This is a genomic window from Prosthecobacter sp. Pr1 (genome assembly GCF_057652315.1).
Window position 1 is genome coordinate 65,908 of sequence record NZ_JBYFBS010000014.1, and the last position, 16,523, is coordinate 82,430.

Sequence of the window (16,523 nt, forward strand, 5' to 3'; positions counted from 1 at the left end):
GCAGCACTCCGCAGCAGGTGGCGCTCTGAGTTTCGCGTGCCGGCCGTTCACACCGAGGATTGGTCTGTTTGTGCGATGCCGTGTGGAGTCCCACCCGCTGGGGGCTTGCGACCTGCTGCGGACTGAAGTCCGCGCCCCGGACTGCTTGCCGAATTCGCAGCAACGGGATAAGTTCGCCCCAGCCATCAAACAATGATGATCGCCGACTCAATGCCCCCGGAACACCTTGCTCGATTCATGGATCTGGTCAGCGTCAAATATGGCGTGTGCCTGTCGGTCGATGCCCGCCGCTCCATCCTAGACCGTGAGGTGCTGGAGATGAAAGAGATCCCCAGACTGCTGCTGGAAAGCGAAGGCCCGGGCGAATGGTGGGATCTACATCTGTTGCGAAGCATCCGTGACGAGCTGTACAGGTTCAGCTCGGCCTGCGAGAGCATGGAAGAGTGACGAGTCCATGAAAGCGCGTGGCGCTGCCATGATCGTTCGGCGCTAAGCCGGCTCATAAGTTCAGCTCCGGAAGCGCGTAGCGCTGGCACAATGGTAGCCGTGGGTGCCAACCCACGGTTCGCGCATCAACACATCGTTTCCAAGCCGTAGAACCGCGTAGCGGTGACACATCACACTGCATTCCGCCAGCAACTGAGGTGTGTCTCTTCAATGAGTCACCAGTTCAGAGTTTGCGCATGAGGCTTCGGCGCGGACGTACTTATCGGCATGCGTTATGAAAGGAGTCAAAAAGGGTGCCAGTGACGGGTCCCCCGACAGTCCGATAACGTTCAGGGCCAGCAACAGTTCCTGGCCATCGAGATTCGCGAGTTTTTCGGCGATGGGAAGCAGGCTCAAGTTCGACGCTTCGGGACGGAGGAGTCCCATTTTCAGAACGCTCAAAGCTTCACAACGAAATTCAGAGGATTTGTGGGATAAGGCAAGATGCAGCACGTGTTGCAGCACGCCTGGAATATCATAATCAGGTTTGTAGGCTTCGAAGAGGTCATCGGCGAAATTAAGCCATGCAGTGATCCGTGCCGGATCATCCTCGCTGTTGGGAAAGGAAGGTTCGATGCTCATGATGCATTCCCTGAATTTTGGCAGAATTTGTTTTCCTACACTCCGCTGCTTTCACCCATAGTCTGACGGTTAGGGGCAGAGCCCGGGAAAGCAAAAGCCGTTTCGATTTAAAAACCTAACCGAGTCTTCTCACACCTCCACCGGCACCGGCTGCGGTGCTTGAAACGCGGACATCGAAAACCGTTTCATCAGCGATCCGGCGGCCACGTACCCGAAGCCGAAGAAGAACAGCAGGAGGAAGGGAATGCTGCCCCACTGGCCGCGCTGGGCGGCGAGGGCGATCATCCAGCCGAAGTAGCCGGTAAGCAGGACTTCGATCCACAGGGCGATGGACTTGCCGGCCTTGTAGCGGGAGCGCTGCTTGCTGGCCTGCGCTTTGTTTTCCATGCCGTATTTCGGCGTGCGGACGAATTCGGACGACTGATTCAGCAGCGCCTCCAGCACGGCCTTGCCGTTGTTGATGCTCATGCCGATGCCGAGGGCGAGCAGCATGGGCACATACGGCAGGGTTTTGAGCCAGCCCCAGCGGCCCTGGGCGCCCTGCGCGGTCATGTAAAAGATGATGACGCTGAGGGAGGCGAAGAAGAACACGGGCACGTCCACAAATACGGCCTTGTGCCACGAGCTGCCCATCACGAAATTCGCGGGGTACATCAGCACCAGGGTGCAAAGCGTGAGCAGGTAGGCGAAGTTTGACGTGAGGTGGGAGGTGGCCTCGATCTTCAGGCTCAGCGGGATGTCGCTGCGCCACACGTTGCCGAGGGTCTTTTTGCACACCTGGATGGAGCCCTTGGTCCAGCGGTGCTGCTGGCTCTTGAAGCCGTCCATGTCCGGCGGGAGCTCGGCGGGGACGACGACGTCCTTGAGGTAGATGAATTTCCAGCCCTTGAGCTGCGCGCGGTAGCTGAGGTCCAGGTCTTCCGTGAGGGTGTCGTGCTGCCAGCCGCCGCCGGTTTCGATGGCGGCTCTGCGCCAGATGCCGGCGGTGCCGTTGAAGTTGAGGAATTCGCCGTGGCGGCTGCGGGCCGTCTGCTCCAGCACGAGGTGGCCGTCGAGGAAAAGCGCCTGCAGCTTGGTGAGCAGGGAGAAATTCTTGTTCAGGTGTCCCCAGCGCGCCTGCACCATGCCGACTTTCTCGTCGGTGAAGTGGTGGATCACCTGCTTGAGGTAGTCCGGGGCGGGCTGGAAGTCGGCGTCGAAAATGCAGATGTACTCGCCCTTGGCGGTGGCCATGCCTTCGTCCAGAGCGCCGGCCTTGAAGCCGTTGCGGTTCGTACGGTGGCGGTACTCGATGTCGTAGCCCTTGGCCTTCAGGTCGGCGGAAAGCTTCTCGGCGTGCGGGGCGGTTTCGTCCGTGGAATCGTCCAGCACCTGGATCTGCAGGCGGTCGCGCGGATAGTCCAGGGCGCTGACGGTGCGCAGGAGGTTTTCCACCACGTGGAGCTCGTTGAAAATGGGGAGCTGCACGGTGATGACGGGCAGTTCGGCGAACTCATGGGGCGGCACCGGCACGTCCATGCGGTGTTTCCAATAATGGTATAACACCTTGATTCTGTGCGCGCCAAAGGCGGACAGGGCGGTGAAAACGAGGATGTAGCTGGTAAACCAGAAGAAATTATCCCAAACAATCATATCAGAAGGGGAAGCAGGGCACGGGGGCGCAATCAATCTCCACCAGTTCGAAACAATCAAGCAGCATTTCGGGTGCCAGAGGGAGAGGGATTTTTAAGCGGCTTGTGGAGCGGGGCGCTACTTGCCATGAAAAGGAGGCCTTGAACGGCAGCAGGGCGGAATGAGGAGTGACGTAGCGAAGCCCATTCGGCATTTGGCATTCGTCATTCCAATCTGGCGCACCTTCCCAAACTCGCCATCCTCCCTCCCATGCCCACCGAACAGCGCGACTGGTACGACACGCCCCTCTACTACGACATCGTCTTTGACGACGGCACCGTGCGCGAGGCGGACTTTCTGGAGGAGGCCTACGCCCAGTACGCCACGCCCGCCAAGGGCCACCGCCTGCTGGAGCCCGCCTGCGGCAGCGGCCGCCTGGCGCTGGAGCTGGCCCGGCGCGGCTGGGAGGTCAGCGGGTTCGATGGCAACGCGCACATGATCGCCTTTGCCCAGCAGCGGCTGGAAAAGGCGGGGCTGAAGGCGAAAGCCCGCCTGTGGGAGGACTGGATGCAGAGCTTCACCCTGCCCAAGGGCGTGAAGGGCGGCTTTGATATGGCGCACTGCCTCGTCAGCACCTTCAAGTACCTGCTCAAGGAAAAGGATGCCGCCGAGTGCCTGCGCCGCGTGGCCGCCACCCTGCGCCCCGGCGGCGTGTTCTTCCTGGGCCTGCACCTCACAGATTATGATCGCGAGGAAGACGAGCACGAGCGCTGGGTGGCCAAGCGCGGGAGCATCGAAGTCGTCTGCAACACCCACACTTGGTCCGCGGACCGCAAGACGCGCTTCGAGAACCTGCGCACCCGCCTCAAGATCACCGATTCCGGCCGCACCCACACGCAGGAGACCCGCTGGCAGTTCCGCACCTACAGCGCCGCCCAAATGAAGGCCCTCCTCCGCAAAGTCCCCGAGCTGGAGTACCTGGAGTGCTACGATTTTACGTATGACCTCACCGAGCCTCGCAAATTTGACGACAGCTACGCCGATGTGCTGCTGGTGCTGAGGAAGAGATGAGGGGAAGGGGGTCAAAAGGCAGGCAGCGGTGCGTACAGGGACGTGCGGTTTGCCGCAGAGGGGCAAAGGAGCAGAGAGGGCAGAGATTGAAGGCTTTTAAAGCCCCTTCCTATAGTTGCGATCTTCCTTAGAGAATGAATTTCAAACCTCTGCTCCCTCTGCCTCTCTGCCCCTTTGCGGCAAAATCGAAAGTGCCTTCAGCCTTCGATGCCCCAGGACCGTGCACCACCGCCCCACCCACCGCCAACAACCCCAAACCTCCCCCTAGACAACTCCCACCGCCTCCGCTCCAATAGCGCCCGCATGAATTTGAAATCCCTGGCCGGCCTCGTGGTGCTTCTGAGCGCCTCCTTTGCATCCGCTCAAGCTCCGGAGACGGACGCCCCTGCTGCCTCCGCACCGCCGCAGCCCTCCTCCTTTCAGTTTCAGGACGGCGACCGCGTCGTCCTCATCGGCAACACCGTGCTGGAGCGCGAGCAGCGCTATGGCTCCTTTGAGCCCCGGCTGGATCTCGCCCTCGGCGAGGAAAAAGTCACCGTGCGCAATCTCGCCTGGAGCGGCGACACCGTCTTTGGCCATGCGCGCTCCTACTTCGGCCCGCCTGAGGAAGGCCTGCAGCGCCTCTCCGGCCACCTGGAAATGCTCAAGCCCACCGTCGTCATCCTCTGCTACGGCAGCGAGCTCGCGTTTGAGCGCCTCGGCGGCCTGCCCGAGTTCCTCACCGGCTACCGCAATCTCCTCGACCTCATCCGCTCCAAATCCCCCGGCGTGCGCGTCATCATCGCCACCCCGCCCCCGCTGGAGACCCTGCCGCCCCCGCTGCCAGACCTCTCCGCCGCCAACCGCAACCTCTCCAGCCTGCGCGATGCCCTGCACAAATTCGCCCTCATGCAGAACGCGTATTTTGTCGATTGGTTCGAGCTCATGGGCGGCCTCCCCAAGCCCGGCGTCATCCGCAAGCCTCTCACCGAAAACGGCGTGCACTACACCCGCGAAGGCTATGAAAAGCTCAGCGCCAAGCTCATCGAAGGCCTCGGCCTCAAGCTGCCCGATGCACCCTCCCCCGCGCTGGAAAACCTCCGCCGCGCCGTCATCGCCAAAGACACCCTCTTCTTCAACCGCTGGCGTCCGCACAACGAGACCTACCTCTTCGGCTTCCGCAAACACGAGCAGGGTCAAAATGCCAAGGAAATCCCCATGTTCGACCCCCTCATCGCCCAGGGCGATGCGACCATCCAGAAGCTGAAGGAAGAAGCCCTGCAGCAGGCGCGCAGGCCGTGAGGTGTGGCGGCGCGAGCCGCTAATCCTACTCGTCCTCCTACTCGAACTCGTCCTCGATCCTAGCGCTCCGCCGAGGCCCAAGCCGTTTGCCATCGTTGGCGATGGTTTGCAGTGGTTTGCGATTGTTGAAGTGTCGCCGTACGCCAGCAAAGTTGCTCTGTTCCTGCGGAACAGGGAAATCCCAAGAAATTGACCGATCTTCCCGACCACATCCATTCGGAGATCACCCGCCTGTCGGAGCAAGGCGACGCCCTCGCTGATGCAGGCGACTGCAATGCTGCAGTGAGATGCTTTGAAGAGGCCCTCGATCTTTTGCCCCCACCCATCGAACAATGGTCCGCTGCCTGCTGGCTGTTCACGGCCATCGGTGACACGCTTTTTCAGTCAGCAAGATACAGCGAGGCCATTCAGCCATTGCTCAATGCCGTCAAATGCGCAGGAGGCATCGGCAATCCCTTTGTGCATCTGCGGCTGGGGCAGACCCAACTCGAACTGGGAAACGAAGTTCTCGCTGCGGATGAACTGGCGCGTGCCTACATGGGCGCAGGCAAGGAAATCTTTGAAGAGGAGCCCGCCAAGTATTTCACCTTCGTGAAATCCAAGCTGAAGCCGCCCGCAGGCGGATGGTGATAAAGGCGGCCGATTGAGGGGCTCTCACGCCAGCCAGTCTTCGACCCGCAATCCGGGAATGCGTGAAAACTCGCTCACGTTGCTGGTCGCCACACTGCGCCCTTGTGACAAGGCGTGCCCTGCCAGCAGCATGTCATAGGGGCCGCTGACTTTGCCGATGGATTCCAGATGCGCGCGCACCTCCGCCGCTTTTGCAGCGGCAGCCTCATCGAAGGGCAGCACACGCACCACGGTCATCAGCCGCAGCACTTTCTCGCGCTCGCGCACAGGGTTCTGGCACTTGAGTACTCCGGTGAGCAGTTCATAGGAAGTCACCGTGGAGATCGTGCAGTCGGAGGGTTGGAATTGCTGCAACCGGTGCACAGCCTTTTCACGCCCCTTCATCAGCGCGATGCAGGTGTTCGTGTCCAGCAGCACCTTCATGCGTCCAGAGGGGCGATGAATGGAGCGGTCCCCTGCGTCGGCCGCTCAAACGCCGCGTCATCAATGCGGATCTCATCAAGGAACCCCTTCGGCCAGGCTTCCTGAACCGGCTCCGTCTCAAACATCACAATCACACGGCAGTGGCGTGAGGGCCCATCCGGCACGGGCCTGCCCAAAGTCAGGTGCATAGGATCATCCAGCACGGCGGTGGATTCAAAAACACTCATGCGGACAAGCATGGCGGCTCCCCGTCAGCTTTTCAACCGCCTTGATCAACCTCCGTCCTCCTTCTTTGCGCCTTTTTGCGGCCATTCACTCCGCCCCCCGCATTCCAAACCGCGCCGCATCTTCTACTGGCGCGTCCACGGCCCCAGTTGCTCTTTCCCGCCATGAACCTCGACGACCTCGTCTTCACCGCATTCAACAAACGCGTCGCCGCCCTGCACCGGGACACGGGCGAAATCGTCTGGCAGTGGACCGCCCCCTCCGGCGAGACCTACGCCAGCCTGCTGCTGGATGGCGACCGCCTCATCGTCTGCGTGCACGGCTACATGTACGCGCTGGAGGCCGCCACCGGCCGGCCGCTCTGGTCCAATGCGATGAAGGGCTTTGGCTACGGCGTGGCCAGCCTCGCCTCCGTGCGCGGCAGCCTCAGCTCCAGCGCCCTCCTCCTGAACTCCGCCGCCGAATCCGCTGCGCGGTGAGGCCGTGGCAAACCGCCGCCGCGCTTTCGGTGAAGGGCCCGGATTCTGACCGCTGAGGTGACACTAATCCGGATATTCTGGTGGGCATTTATCAGCGTTTAATGAGCGTCTAGTCAGCGGTTCAAAAGCTCTGAATGCTGACCACGGAACACTCGGAATACACAGAATCTGATTTTGAACCGAACTCCGGGTTCCGTGTATTTCGTGTATTCCGTGGTTGATCAAATCGAGCCATGATTCGCTGTTCGTACGCCCTCGGTGAAGCGCCCGGATTCCAACCGCTGATGTGACGCTGACATGACGCTAATCATCCGAGCCGAGCGAAGCGAGCCAGACGACCGGAGGGAGCCCGAAGGGGGAGCGAAGCGAATCAATCCAAAATGCCAGACTTCGGCTATTCTGATTGGTTTTTATCAGCGTCTTATGAGCGTCTAATCAGCGGTTAAAAACTTCCGGTTCAAGCCCCCCCTGCGCCCACCTGCCGCCCTCCGGCCATTTGCATTTGACCGTTCTCAGTTTTCATTTTCCAGTTCCTCATCCCTCTCTTCCCGCCCACCGCTCCCGCCCCATGCCCGACGTCTTCACCCCAGCCAAGCGCAGCGAGGTGATGAGCCGCATCCGCTCCACCGGCAATGCCGCCACGGAGCTGCGCCTGCGGGATCTGCTGCGCGCGGAAAAGATCACCGGCTGGCGGCGGCATCTGTCCGTGTGCATGCCCCATCCCCGCGCCGGAGAGAAAAAGATCCGCAAGCCCCGCGTGCGACCCGACTTCGTTTTCAGAAAGGAGCGCGTCGTCGTCTTTGTGGACGGCTGCTTCTGGCACGGCTGCCCCCGCCACGCCACCCGCCCCCGGCAGAACCGGAAATTCTGGGACGAAAAGATCGCCCGCAACCGCCGGCGTGATCGCCTCGTCACCCGCGAGCTCCGCAAATCCGGCTGGACCGTCCTCCGCCTCTGGGAATGCGCCCTCGCCCGCAAGCGTCAGGCCCACACCCTGTCCCGGCTGCGGCGGGCTTTGGGGATCCCCAAGTAGCCCTGTTCCTGCGGAACAGGGAAGCGCGTGGGTCAAAGCACCCTGCAACTTTAAACTGCATGCGTGCCCTCAAGAGACGCTCATAGGCTATCTGATTTTAAATTATAATCTTACAATTATAAAGCTGATGTATCGAATGGTGGTGCGTCTTCGCCTGATAAAAAAGATCGGAAATGCTTGGATGGATATGGCGGTTAAGCCTTCAAGAGGTGGCCGCACTTGACTCATAGTCCCTAGACTCATCATCCAAGGTGGCTGGCATGACCCACCGCCACAGTGCCCTAAATACTTTTGGACAAAACATCCGCAAACACCGCACCGAGCAGGGGCTTTCCCAAGAGGCTCTTGCCGATAAAGCAGATCTCGATTCGACCTACATCAGCGGCATCGAACGTGGCGTCCGCAATCCCAGCCTGCTCAGCATCATCCGCATTGCTGACGCGCTCGGAACTCATTCAAGCTCACTTTTCCAAGGAGTTCGGGCGTGAAGGGGGCAGCCCGAAAAAAGAACCCAGAAAAGACAGCGACCGTTCTCGAAGAGGCTTCGCCTTATCAGCCCCCGCTGCGTTTCATTGATCTGTTTTGCGGCATTGGAGGCTTCCGCATCGCTTTTGAGCGGCAAGATGCCGAGTGCGTCTTTTCATCCGATTGGGACAAGTACTCCCAGATCACATACGAGGCCAATTTTGGTGAAAAGCCGATTGGGGACATCACTGCCGTTGATGTGAAGGCGATCCCGATGCACGACATTCTCTGCGGAGGGTTTCCCTGCCAGCCGTTCAGCATTGCAGGCGTCTCCAAGAAACAAAGTCTGGGCAGGAAACATGGATTCGAAGATGAAAGGCAGGGCAACCTGTTCTTTAACATTGCCGCTATCTTGGATCATCATCGCCCGCAGGCGTTTGTTCTTGAGAACGTCAAGAACCTGAAATCCCATGACAAGGGCCGCACTTTTGACGTGATCCGCCGCACGCTGGAGGATGACCTCGGGTACCACCTCTACACCAAGATCATTGATGCCAAGCCTCTCGTTCCGCAGCACCGTGAGCGAATCTTCCTCGTGGGATTCCGGGAGAAAAGGCACTTCGAGTTTCCCGAACTGCCAAAGGTCGGGCCCCGGCTCGGCACGATCTTGGATGATACCGTTCCTGACAAATACACCCTGACCGACAAGCTCTGGGCTTATCTTCAAAATTATGCCAAGAAGCACCAGGCCGCAGGCAATGGGTTCGGTTTTGGCTTGGTGACCAAGAAGGATACCGCCCGTACTCTGAGTGCACGCTACTACAAGGACGGCTCAGAGATCCTCATCAGCCAGGGACCCGACAGGAACCCGCGGCGGCTCACCCCGAGAGAGTGTGCGCGCCTGATGGGGTATCCTGAAAAATACAAGATCATCGTCTCAGATACACAGGCCTATCGACAGTTTGGAAACTCCGTGGTCATGCCTGTGGTTGAGCACATTGCGCGCGAAGTGATCAAGGCGCTGGATCGACCGTGTGATTTTATTCCTTCTTTGAACCTGGTGGCAGAGAAGGGACTGAGAGCTGTGAAAACACCCCGCACAGAGGCCAGGTATCTCACTGCGCGGCAGCTTAAAAGAAAAGGGGGCGGCAAATGAACCTGTCAGATGTCTTTGCTGCCGTTGCGCACAAACGCATCGTGCCTGTTGATCTGCCCAGTGCGCGCCAACATGAACTCAACGCCACTGCCGCGCTCAGAGGCATGTTTGGGACAGACGGCACCACCAGCGGCGCTCTAAGCTGGCATTATTTTGCCGATGACAAAGAGCCGGAGCGTGTGGAGGGCGGCTTCACCTTTTATGATGCCAGGGAGCTCAGCGCTGCCAGGACGGGGAGAAGCGAATGGCGGTTTTATTACACGGGCGAATTCCTCTCTCGAGCCAAGGCGGGTGATCTTTTAATCCTGCCCAAAACCAAGACGGGCGCTGTTTTCGGACTGCTCTTCGAAAAAAACTCCGCATGGGAGCGCGCAGCATTGGCGCTCTTCAATTTAACCGCCGGAGAAGTGCTTCCCAATCTGCATCTCGCCGATCAGTCAGAGCTCACCAAGGTGACGATCCGGCTGCTTCAATGTCAAATTTTGGAGGAATTGAACATGGACTCGCTGCTGCCTGCCATGCCGTCAGACGAGGACGTGGTGATGGAGGAGTTTGGAAAATCATGGCCGAAGACGGCGGTCATGTCTGCGTTTGCCCGATCACGTGTGGAGGTGGATCTGGCCAATCCCGATGAAGCTTTGTCGCTATGGTTGGAGCGTGAGGAGCAGCTTTTCAGGGCACTGGAAGGCGTGCACATCCGTGAGCGAATTGCTGCGGGATTTAGCGCGGTGGACGATTTCATCCAATACTCGCTCTCAGTGCAGAACCGGCGGAAATCCCGCATGGGGCACGCCTTGCAAAACCATTTGAGCGAGCTGTTCGGCAGAAAGAACCTGAGGTTTACCGCCCAGTGCAAGACCGAAGGCTCGAGCAAGCCTGACTTCATCTTTCCCGGAGAATCCGATTATCATGGCGAAAAATTTGATGCCTCACTGCTCGTGATGCTGGGTGTGAAGTCCTCCAGCAAAGACCGCTGGCGTCAGATATTGACGGAGGCAGACCGCATCAAGAACAAGCATCTGTGCACGATGGAGGCCGGGATATCTGTCAATCAGACGAACGAAATGACGAGGCATAATGTGACTTTGGTCATGCCTGCAATGCTTCATCAAACATTCACGCCCAAGCAGGGAGAGTCGATTTTGAGCGTGGAGGAATTCATTCAGATGGTGGCCAAGAAGGAGCGCTGAGGTGCAGTCTTGGGACGGAGCCGTGACGATAAATGCCAGGTAAAATTTGTATGGCATATCCCTGGATATGCTGAATCGTCAGGGCTGCTATGCCATCAGACCACAATGCACAGATCAGGATCGCAGCCGGACAGGCGGTGCAAAAAATGATCCGTGAGAAAGGCGACAATGTTTTCACCTGGGCTGAAATCCATCGCGGTTTTGAGGTGGACGGCCAAAAGATATTCTTTGCCAATCGCGCGCGGGGCATTTTCAAGCCGGGGGCGCTCACCGACGGGGCTGCGCTCAGCATCAGGCAGTCAAAGCCCTCCAGGGCGGGACGTGAAGCGCCGTATGACGATGGTGCGTTGCAAGATGGGGCCGTCAGGTACTGCCTGCAGAAGAATGGCAAGGAGGACTTCTCCAACGAGCAGTTGCAGGAGGCGTATCACAAGCAGCTCCCCCTCATTTATTTGCAGGGCATCGAAGACAGCCTGTATGAGGTTTTTTATCCCGTGTTTGTGGAGGACTTTTCGTATCAGCTCAAAATTGCACGCGTGGTGCTTGATCAGCCGATGTCAGCCGTGGCAGGGGTGAATGAGGAGGTCGCACAATACACTGTCGGTACTAGCCTCGAGCGGCCGCAGCGCGCCTTCCGCCAGCGCGTGCTCATGGCCTATGGCCTGCGCTGCGCCCTGACGGACCTGCCGCTGGTGGACTTGCTGGAGGCTGCGCACATCGTGGGCGGCAAAGGCGGCGGCAGGGCCAGCGTGCAAAATGGCATCTCCATGTCCACTCTTCACCATACCGCCTACGAGTCAGATTTGATGGGGATTGACCCTGACGGAAAAATCATTCTCAGCGAGCTGGTTCGCAGCACCCCAGAAGGCCCCCTGTTCAGCCAGGGCCTCCTCGCCATGGAAGGCCGCCGGATGCGCTTCCCCGCGTATGCCGGTCACCACCCCAACCGCGATTTTCTGGCTCAGAAATTCGAGCAGTTCACGAAGGCAGGGCGGTGAGCGATTGAGGTCGGCGCCACAAACCACGGCATCAAATTCACGCGAAAAAGATGCCGTCCTTTTCTTCGCACGCATCCAAAAGCCGCACCTCGTTGCCACGTTTTTCCTTCATCTGCTTCTGGGTGCCGCGATTCAAACGGTGAAACTGAAAAAGATGCCAGATGCTACGCCTAAGGGCGGCATCACGGCATCTTTTTTGGGGACGAGCCTTTTAGCGGCGGGGAGCAGGGCTGTGAAGGCTGGGGGTGAAGAAGGCCCTTGGTGAAGTCCTTGAGCTGCGAAGCTTGGCGGGCAGGGGAGGGATCATCCTGATCCATCCAAGCGCTGCCACTGCCAGGCGGGGGATCAAGATGATCCCCCTCCTTCTGGCCGTCCATGCGCAGGCGCTGGCATGTCCCCGCAGTGGGGAGTTATAGCGTTTTGCGAAACTGATTTCCGTCAAGCGAGAGTGGAGACGCTCGGCGGCGGCTTGAGGACAAGCCGCCCTACCTCGCGCTGGGCGCTCGCATGCCCAGCGCAGGTAGGGCTGGCTGTCCTCAGCCAGCCGCCGTCGAAGCCCATGATCCTCGAGCAAGAAACAGCCTGCTAAATGGAAATGAGTTTTACGAACCACGATAGAACAGGCTGCCGGTGGGGAGCTCACATGGCAGCGGCAGCGGGCTCTGCGAAGCTGGGGGAGATAGATCATTTCATCTCTTATTATATATTGGCCCACGGGTAGGCAGACACCACCCCTGATGCCGCCGAGGATGCGTGGTGGCAGGTGCTGCAGGCCGGGTGAAATGCTTCGGCCTTGCCGGTGGCCCACCGCCCAAATGCCTCGGAATCCACGGCATCAAATGTACGCCAAAAAGATGCCGCTGCCTACCCTTTTGGCCTCCTCAATTTTCCTCGGGATGCCATGAAGTGCCATTCCATGCTGCTGGATGCACAGGCTTTCATAAGTGGCTTTAAAAAGATGCCGTGATGCCGTGCTTAGGCGCGGCATCTGGCATCTTTTTCAGTAGGCCGTGGGAATCAGTCGTCATTGACTTCGTAGTCGTCGTCATCATCATCATCCGCGTAGGCTTTGGCGCACACCTTGGCGGCATGGGACTTGGGTGGCTGCAGCTTGCGCGGGCTGCCGGAGACGCGGCCCTCCTGCAAGGCGCGGGTCGCCCATTTGCTGACGGTGCCGCGATTCTTTCCCATCATCTCCGCGATGTCGTTTTGGTTCGTCACCCCTTCGCACACATGCTGCACGAACTGGTCGTACTCACTGTTGATGGCCAGCTCACACTGAATGTCCGTGATCCCGGTGGCCTTGTCGGTGGTGAAGTGCCAGAGCATGTCGGGCAGGGGATCGCCGGTGTTGCGGGAGGGTTTGGCGAAGTGGCTGACGAATTTCGCGCCGGGGTCGCTTTCCAGGCGGGCGTCGCGCAGCTCGATGATCCAGGAGCAGGCGTCTTCGCGCTTGGAGTGGCCGCGCATCATGCCGTTGCGCCCGGCGTGGTGGACGACGATGACGGTGATCTTCCGCCGGCGCAGCTCGAGCAGCCAGTGGGAGAGGGGCTCGTAGTCCATGCCTTTGTTTTCATCCACGCCGCTGGCCAGGGAGCTGAGGTTGTCCAATATCAGGACCTGGTAGCCCAGCTGGATGATGAGGTCGGTGACGCTGTGCAGCAAGAAGCCTTGCGCGCTGCCATTGCCCAGGCCGATGGGACCGATGCCGTCCGTGCCAGCATAAGTCGTGTGATTGAAGCTCGTCGTGTCAGCCACGGCCAGCACGACCTCATGGCTGGCCATGCGCCCCCAGGTGGCCGCACGGTGACTCTGATCAATGTCTGCGGCTTCAAGCCGTTCATTGGAAAGCAGACGGTAGGAAGCCTTGGCAGCCGCTTGGCTGCGGCTGCCTTCAGGGATGGAGGCCTGCGGCTGCGCCGCCCAATCGGTCGCCACACCCATACCACTTTCTGGCATGCCACCCGGTTTTTGTGCCCTGATCGAACACCCACCCTGCGTGAGCTCACCAGCTCACGCGAAAGCCTGCGAACACGGTGTGGCTTTGGTAGTTGGTGCGGAAGAGCTCGGCCTGGTAGGCGAGATAGACGGCGTAGCGGCTCCACGCGACATTCATGCCTGCGGTGACGAGGGCGCTGTCCCGCCCGATCCGGGGGCCGTAGGCTGTGAAGGGATTGCCGGAGCCATTGGCAAACTGGGAGGTGATGCCGAGCTGGGAGTCCAGGTACTCATGCTGCCACTGCATGCTGAGTGAGGGCGTGACCCGGGCCGCACCCACGAGGGCGGTGTACGCGGCACGCAGGCCGATGCGTGAGCGCAGCGACTCCTGGCTCTGGGAGCCAAAGCGCAGCGGCTGCAGCGAGCCGGATTCCTCAAAGCTGTCGATGTTTACGTGCGTGTAGCGCAGCGATGCCATGGGGGTGAAGGTCCATTGATTCACCTGGATGTCGTAGCCGGTGCCGAGGTAGGCGTCAAAGCTGGTGCTGTTGGTGCTCCCCGTGGCCGTGCCGCCGAGGGCGCTGCGCCGGGTGTCATAGCTGTTGAAGCTGCCGCCCACCATGAGTTCGGTGTAAAAGGCGCCGCTCATGTACATCGCATACACCGCTGCGCGCATGCCATCGGCGGTGAGCCTGCCGCCGTCCGTGAGATCGCTGTTGGAGCGCGCATAGCCGAGCGTGACACCCAGGACCCAGTTCTCGTTCAGGCGCACATCCGCACCGATGGTGCTGCCCACGGACTGCACATCAAAGCCGTTCGCATTGGCGGTGTTTCCCAGGCTGGCGTACTGGCCGGTCGCATTGGCAAAGAACCCATAGCGGTAGTTGTTGTCTGGCGACATGGCGGGGGAGAATCCAGCGACGGGGTGGACGTCTTTGCCGCTCGTGGTCGGCGCCTGCTCAGCGGCGGTTTCGCTCCAGCCCGCACTGCGGATGGAGGAGAGGCGCTGCTGCACACTGAGGATCTCCGTGTCCAGCTGGGCAAAGGCGATGCTGTAGATCGCCGTCAGCTCCTCCGGGGCGATTTTTTCCAGCTGCTGCGGCACGGCGTTGATGTTGAGACCGTTGAGATAGGCCAGCACCGGAGCCTGACGCACATCGTTCAAGGCGGAGTCCAGCGCAGCCGCCACGGCCGTTTGATTCGGGGTGAGCGGGAGGAGGCTCAGCGCATTTCCAAAGCTGTTCTGCACGGCATTTACAAAGACGGCCGTGGGGGTGTACACGACGACGAGATTCACCAGGGTGCCCGGACCTGCGAAGGGATTGACCACCGTGGCGAACTGACCCGCCACATTGCCGGCTTGGATGATGTCAAAGCTGTCGCCCAGGTTCGGGCGCAGTCCGCCGGCTGTGGTGATCACCAGCGTGCCGCCGAGATTCGCCGCGCCGCTGATGAGCAATTGGTCATGGTTGGCCGGAGTCACCAGTTCGGTGGCCAGCAGACCGCTGCCGCCCTGGGTGTAGGTGCCGTTGATGGTGAGGGCGCCCACGGCGGCCCCCGGATTCACCGTGCCCAGGTTCATCACGTTTCCGGTGATGATGCCCGTGCCATCCAGATTGCCGCCAGCCTGGATGTTCACCGCCGGGGAGTTGAGGGCTCCGGCCACGGAGACCGTGCTGCCTGCCGCCACCGTGGTGCTCAGGGCGGTGAAGCTGCCGCCCGTGAGGATGTTCAGCGTGCCCGCAGCGATGCTGGCAGGGCCGGTGACCGTGGTCGCGCCGCTGATGCCCAGGCTGCCGGTGCCTGCCTTGATCAAACTGCCTGCACTGGTGACCACGCCGCTGAAAATCGCCCCGGCTGCGTTGTTCACGGTCACTAGCGGTGCCGCGCCGGTGAGTGCCAGACCGCTGGAGATCGTCACCAGCCCTGCGCCGGCATTGATGGTGAGGCCCGGGTCGCCGGCCAGAGTCAACGTGTTGGCTCCGGCGATGGTGACCGCCGCCGGGTCGTTGATGGTCAGCGTGTTGATCGTGAAGTCCGCCCCAAGGTTGGTGCTCTGATTGGCCGCGCCGTTGGCGGAAAAGGTGATGTTGTCCAACGCGGAGGGGACGAGCAGCGAAGGAGTGCCTGCCACATCCACGGCCCAGTTGCCCGCCGTCGTCCACAGGCCGCTCGCGGCGCCCAGCCAATGCGTGGGCCCATTCACCAGCAGGGGCGTCATGGCGATGTTGTTGCTGTCCAGGGTCACCGTCCCATTCAGGGCCAGAGCCCGCCCGTCCAGCGTGGCCCCGGTGTTGAGTGTGATGGAGGTGTTTGCCAGGATGGTGCCGATAAAGGCCGAGTTCACCCCCAGAGTGGCTGAGCTGCCCACCTGCCAGAAGACATTCGCCGCCTGCGCGCCGTTGATCAGATTGATGCTGCTGCCGGCGGCGGTGATGAGCGTGGAGCCCGCCTGAAAAACCCACACCGCATTGGGATTTCCCATCGCATCCAGCGTCAGCGTGCCAGTGATGCCAAAGGAACTGGAGTCCGTATGCACCCCGGGGGCCAGCGTCAGTCCGCCTAGATCCGCGATCGGCGCATAGATGATCGTCGGCAGGCGGCCGGCGGCGTCATTGAAAGCCGTGAGCAGATCGCCCTTGCCGCTCAGGGTGATGGCATCTCCGCCGTGATTGATCCCTGTCAGGGTCACCGAGCCAAAGCCCGTCATCGTGGCCGTGGGCAGGCTGCCCACATCTCCGATGATGGTGGTGGGCCCCGTGTTGGTGATGCCCGCCCCCGCCAGCACCGCGAAGTCCGCCGCCTGCCCCAGCACGATGGGGGACTCAGCCGCCGAGAGGTGGAATCCGGCCATGGCGGCGGTGGTGATCAGGCACCAAGAAATGCGCCTTAGGAGGGTGGGTAAAAATTTAAGACTGGGAAATGAGGTCATGTTATTTGTTTGGAATTTATAGA

Annotated in this window: 16 protein-coding genes; 10 read left to right on the forward strand and 6 right to left on the reverse strand. The window is 60.3% G+C overall.

The window, feature by feature from the left end:
• Nucleotides 1–192: 192 nt before the first annotated feature.
• The gene (locus AC24GY_RS20495; protein WP_487686714.1) at nucleotides 193–447 is read left to right on the forward strand and encodes a hypothetical protein; all 255 of its coding nucleotides are present in this window, start codon (nucleotides 193–195) and stop codon (nucleotides 445–447) included.
• A 207-nt stretch (nucleotides 448–654) separates the two neighbouring features.
• On the opposite strand, the gene AC24GY_RS20500 is transcribed toward AC24GY_RS20495, so the two are convergent.
• Both AC24GY_RS20500 and AC24GY_RS20505 read right to left on the reverse strand, forming a co-directional pair.
• Nucleotides 655–1,068 (reverse strand): hypothetical protein, encoded by a 414-nt coding sequence (locus tag AC24GY_RS20500; protein ID WP_487686715.1) that lies wholly within the window; start codon nucleotides 1,066–1,068, stop codon nucleotides 655–657.
• A 129-nt stretch (nucleotides 1,069–1,197) separates the two neighbouring features.
• Nucleotides 1,198–2,700 carry a cellulose synthase family protein gene (locus tag AC24GY_RS20505; protein WP_487686716.1) on the reverse strand — a complete coding sequence of 501 codons (1,503 nt, stop codon included), beginning with the start codon at nucleotides 2,698–2,700 and terminating at the stop codon, nucleotides 1,198–1,200.
• 249 nt (nucleotides 2,701–2,949) lie between these two features.
• Between AC24GY_RS20505 and AC24GY_RS20510 the strand changes: the two genes are divergently transcribed.
• The 3 genes from AC24GY_RS20510 (at nucleotide 2,950) to AC24GY_RS20520 (ending at nucleotide 5,661) form a co-directional block, all read left to right on the forward strand.
• Complete coding sequence (locus tag AC24GY_RS20510; RefSeq protein ID WP_487686717.1) at nucleotides 2,950–3,750, forward strand: class I SAM-dependent methyltransferase; 801 nt, start codon at nucleotides 2,950–2,952, stop codon at nucleotides 3,748–3,750.
• 303 nt (nucleotides 3,751–4,053) lie between these two features.
• Entirely contained in the window at nucleotides 4,054–5,031 is a 978-nt protein-coding gene (locus AC24GY_RS20515; RefSeq protein WP_487686718.1) for a GDSL-type esterase/lipase family protein, read from the forward strand.
• Nucleotides 5,032–5,220: 189 nt separating this feature from the next.
• On the forward strand, nucleotides 5,221–5,661 hold the full coding sequence (locus AC24GY_RS20520) for a tetratricopeptide repeat protein (protein ID WP_487686719.1): 441 nt from the start codon (nucleotides 5,221–5,223) through the stop codon (nucleotides 5,659–5,661).
• 24 nt (nucleotides 5,662–5,685) lie between these two features.
• Here AC24GY_RS20520 and AC24GY_RS20525 read toward each other — a convergent pair whose 3' ends face one another.
• Nucleotides 5,686–6,084, reverse strand: a complete 399-nt coding sequence (locus AC24GY_RS20525) for a PIN domain-containing protein (protein WP_487686720.1) — start codon at nucleotides 6,082–6,084, stop codon at nucleotides 5,686–5,688.
• Nucleotides 6,081–6,311 (reverse strand): hypothetical protein, encoded by a 231-nt coding sequence (locus AC24GY_RS20530; protein WP_487686721.1) that lies wholly within the window; start codon nucleotides 6,309–6,311, stop codon nucleotides 6,081–6,083. Before AC24GY_RS20530 ends, AC24GY_RS20525 begins: the two co-directional genes overlap by 4 nt.
• 162 nt (nucleotides 6,312–6,473) lie before the next feature.
• Here AC24GY_RS20530 and AC24GY_RS20535 point away from each other — a divergent pair, with 162 nt between their 5' ends.
• From AC24GY_RS20535 to AC24GY_RS20560, 6 genes are all read left to right on the forward strand, one after another.
• Nucleotides 6,474–6,788 (forward strand): outer membrane protein assembly factor BamB family protein, encoded by a 315-nt coding sequence (locus AC24GY_RS20535; RefSeq protein WP_487686722.1) that lies wholly within the window; start codon nucleotides 6,474–6,476, stop codon nucleotides 6,786–6,788.
• A gap of 568 nt (nucleotides 6,789–7,356) precedes the next feature.
• Complete coding sequence (locus tag AC24GY_RS20540) at nucleotides 7,357–7,821, forward strand: very short patch repair endonuclease (RefSeq protein WP_487686723.1); 465 nt, start codon at nucleotides 7,357–7,359, stop codon at nucleotides 7,819–7,821.
• 260 nt (nucleotides 7,822–8,081) lie between these two features.
• On the forward strand, nucleotides 8,082–8,309 hold the full coding sequence (locus AC24GY_RS20545; protein ID WP_487686724.1) for a helix-turn-helix domain-containing protein: 228 nt from the start codon (nucleotides 8,082–8,084) through the stop codon (nucleotides 8,307–8,309).
• Complete coding sequence (dcm, locus tag AC24GY_RS20550) at nucleotides 8,306–9,442, forward strand: DNA (cytosine-5-)-methyltransferase (RefSeq protein WP_487686725.1); 1,137 nt, start codon at nucleotides 8,306–8,308, stop codon at nucleotides 9,440–9,442. The genes AC24GY_RS20545 and dcm overlap by 4 nt, the downstream gene beginning before the upstream one ends.
• Nucleotides 9,439–10,632: a type II restriction endonuclease gene (locus tag AC24GY_RS20555; RefSeq protein WP_487686726.1), complete on the forward strand. Its 1,194-nt coding sequence runs from the start codon at nucleotides 9,439–9,441 to the stop codon at nucleotides 10,630–10,632. The genes dcm and AC24GY_RS20555 overlap by 4 nt, the downstream gene beginning before the upstream one ends.
• An 89-nt stretch (nucleotides 10,633–10,721) precedes the next feature.
• The gene (locus tag AC24GY_RS20560) at nucleotides 10,722–11,630 is read left to right on the forward strand and encodes an HNH endonuclease (RefSeq protein WP_487686727.1); all 909 of its coding nucleotides are present in this window, start codon (nucleotides 10,722–10,724) and stop codon (nucleotides 11,628–11,630) included.
• 1,017 nt (nucleotides 11,631–12,647) lie between these two features.
• On the opposite strand, the gene AC24GY_RS20565 is transcribed toward AC24GY_RS20560, so the two are convergent.
• Nucleotides 12,648–13,589, reverse strand: coding sequence for an AAA family ATPase (locus AC24GY_RS20565; protein WP_487686728.1), 942 nt, complete (start codon nucleotides 13,587–13,589; stop codon nucleotides 12,648–12,650).
• A gap of 46 nt (nucleotides 13,590–13,635) precedes the next feature.
• The gene (locus AC24GY_RS20570; protein WP_487686729.1) at nucleotides 13,636–16,500 is read right to left on the reverse strand and encodes an autotransporter domain-containing protein; all 2,865 of its coding nucleotides are present in this window, start codon (nucleotides 16,498–16,500) and stop codon (nucleotides 13,636–13,638) included.
• Between the last annotated feature and the right edge of the window lie 23 nt (nucleotides 16,501–16,523).

What these genes read in the sequence shown, in the direction of transcription:
- AC24GY_RS20540 (WP_487686723.1), top strand. Translation starts at nt 7,357, where the DNA reads ATGCCCGACGTCTTCACCCCAGCCAAGCGCAGCGAGGTGATGAGCCGC.
- AC24GY_RS20560 (WP_487686727.1), top strand. Translation starts at nt 10,722, where the DNA reads ATGCCATCAGACCACAATGCACAGATCAGGATCGCAGCCGGACAGGCG.
- AC24GY_RS20545 (WP_487686724.1), top strand. Translation starts at nt 8,082, where the DNA reads ATGACCCACCGCCACAGTGCCCTAAATACTTTTGGACAAAACATCCGC.
- AC24GY_RS20555 (WP_487686726.1), top strand. Translation starts at nt 9,439, where the DNA reads ATGAACCTGTCAGATGTCTTTGCTGCCGTTGCGCACAAACGCATCGTG.
- AC24GY_RS20535 (WP_487686722.1), top strand. Translation starts at nt 6,474, where the DNA reads ATGAACCTCGACGACCTCGTCTTCACCGCATTCAACAAACGCGTCGCC.
- AC24GY_RS20570 (WP_487686729.1), bottom strand. Translation starts at nt 16,500, where the DNA reads ATGACCTCATTTCCCAGTCTTAAATTTTTACCCACCCTCCTAAGGCGC.
- AC24GY_RS20565 (WP_487686728.1), bottom strand. Translation starts at nt 13,589, where the DNA reads ATGCCAGAAAGTGGTATGGGTGTGGCGACCGATTGGGCGGCGCAGCCG.
- AC24GY_RS20505 (WP_487686716.1), bottom strand. Translation starts at nt 2,700, where the DNA reads ATGATTGTTTGGGATAATTTCTTCTGGTTTACCAGCTACATCCTCGTT.
- AC24GY_RS20510 (WP_487686717.1), top strand. Translation starts at nt 2,950, where the DNA reads ATGCCCACCGAACAGCGCGACTGGTACGACACGCCCCTCTACTACGAC.
- AC24GY_RS20525 (WP_487686720.1), bottom strand. Translation starts at nt 6,084, where the DNA reads ATGAAGGTGCTGCTGGACACGAACACCTGCATCGCGCTGATGAAGGGG.
- AC24GY_RS20515 (WP_487686718.1), top strand. Translation starts at nt 4,054, where the DNA reads ATGAATTTGAAATCCCTGGCCGGCCTCGTGGTGCTTCTGAGCGCCTCC.
- AC24GY_RS20495 (WP_487686714.1), top strand. Translation starts at nt 193, where the DNA reads ATGATGATCGCCGACTCAATGCCCCCGGAACACCTTGCTCGATTCATG.
- AC24GY_RS20500 (WP_487686715.1), bottom strand. Translation starts at nt 1,068, where the DNA reads ATGAGCATCGAACCTTCCTTTCCCAACAGCGAGGATGATCCGGCACGG.
- AC24GY_RS20530 (WP_487686721.1), bottom strand. Translation starts at nt 6,311, where the DNA reads ATGAGTGTTTTTGAATCCACCGCCGTGCTGGATGATCCTATGCACCTG.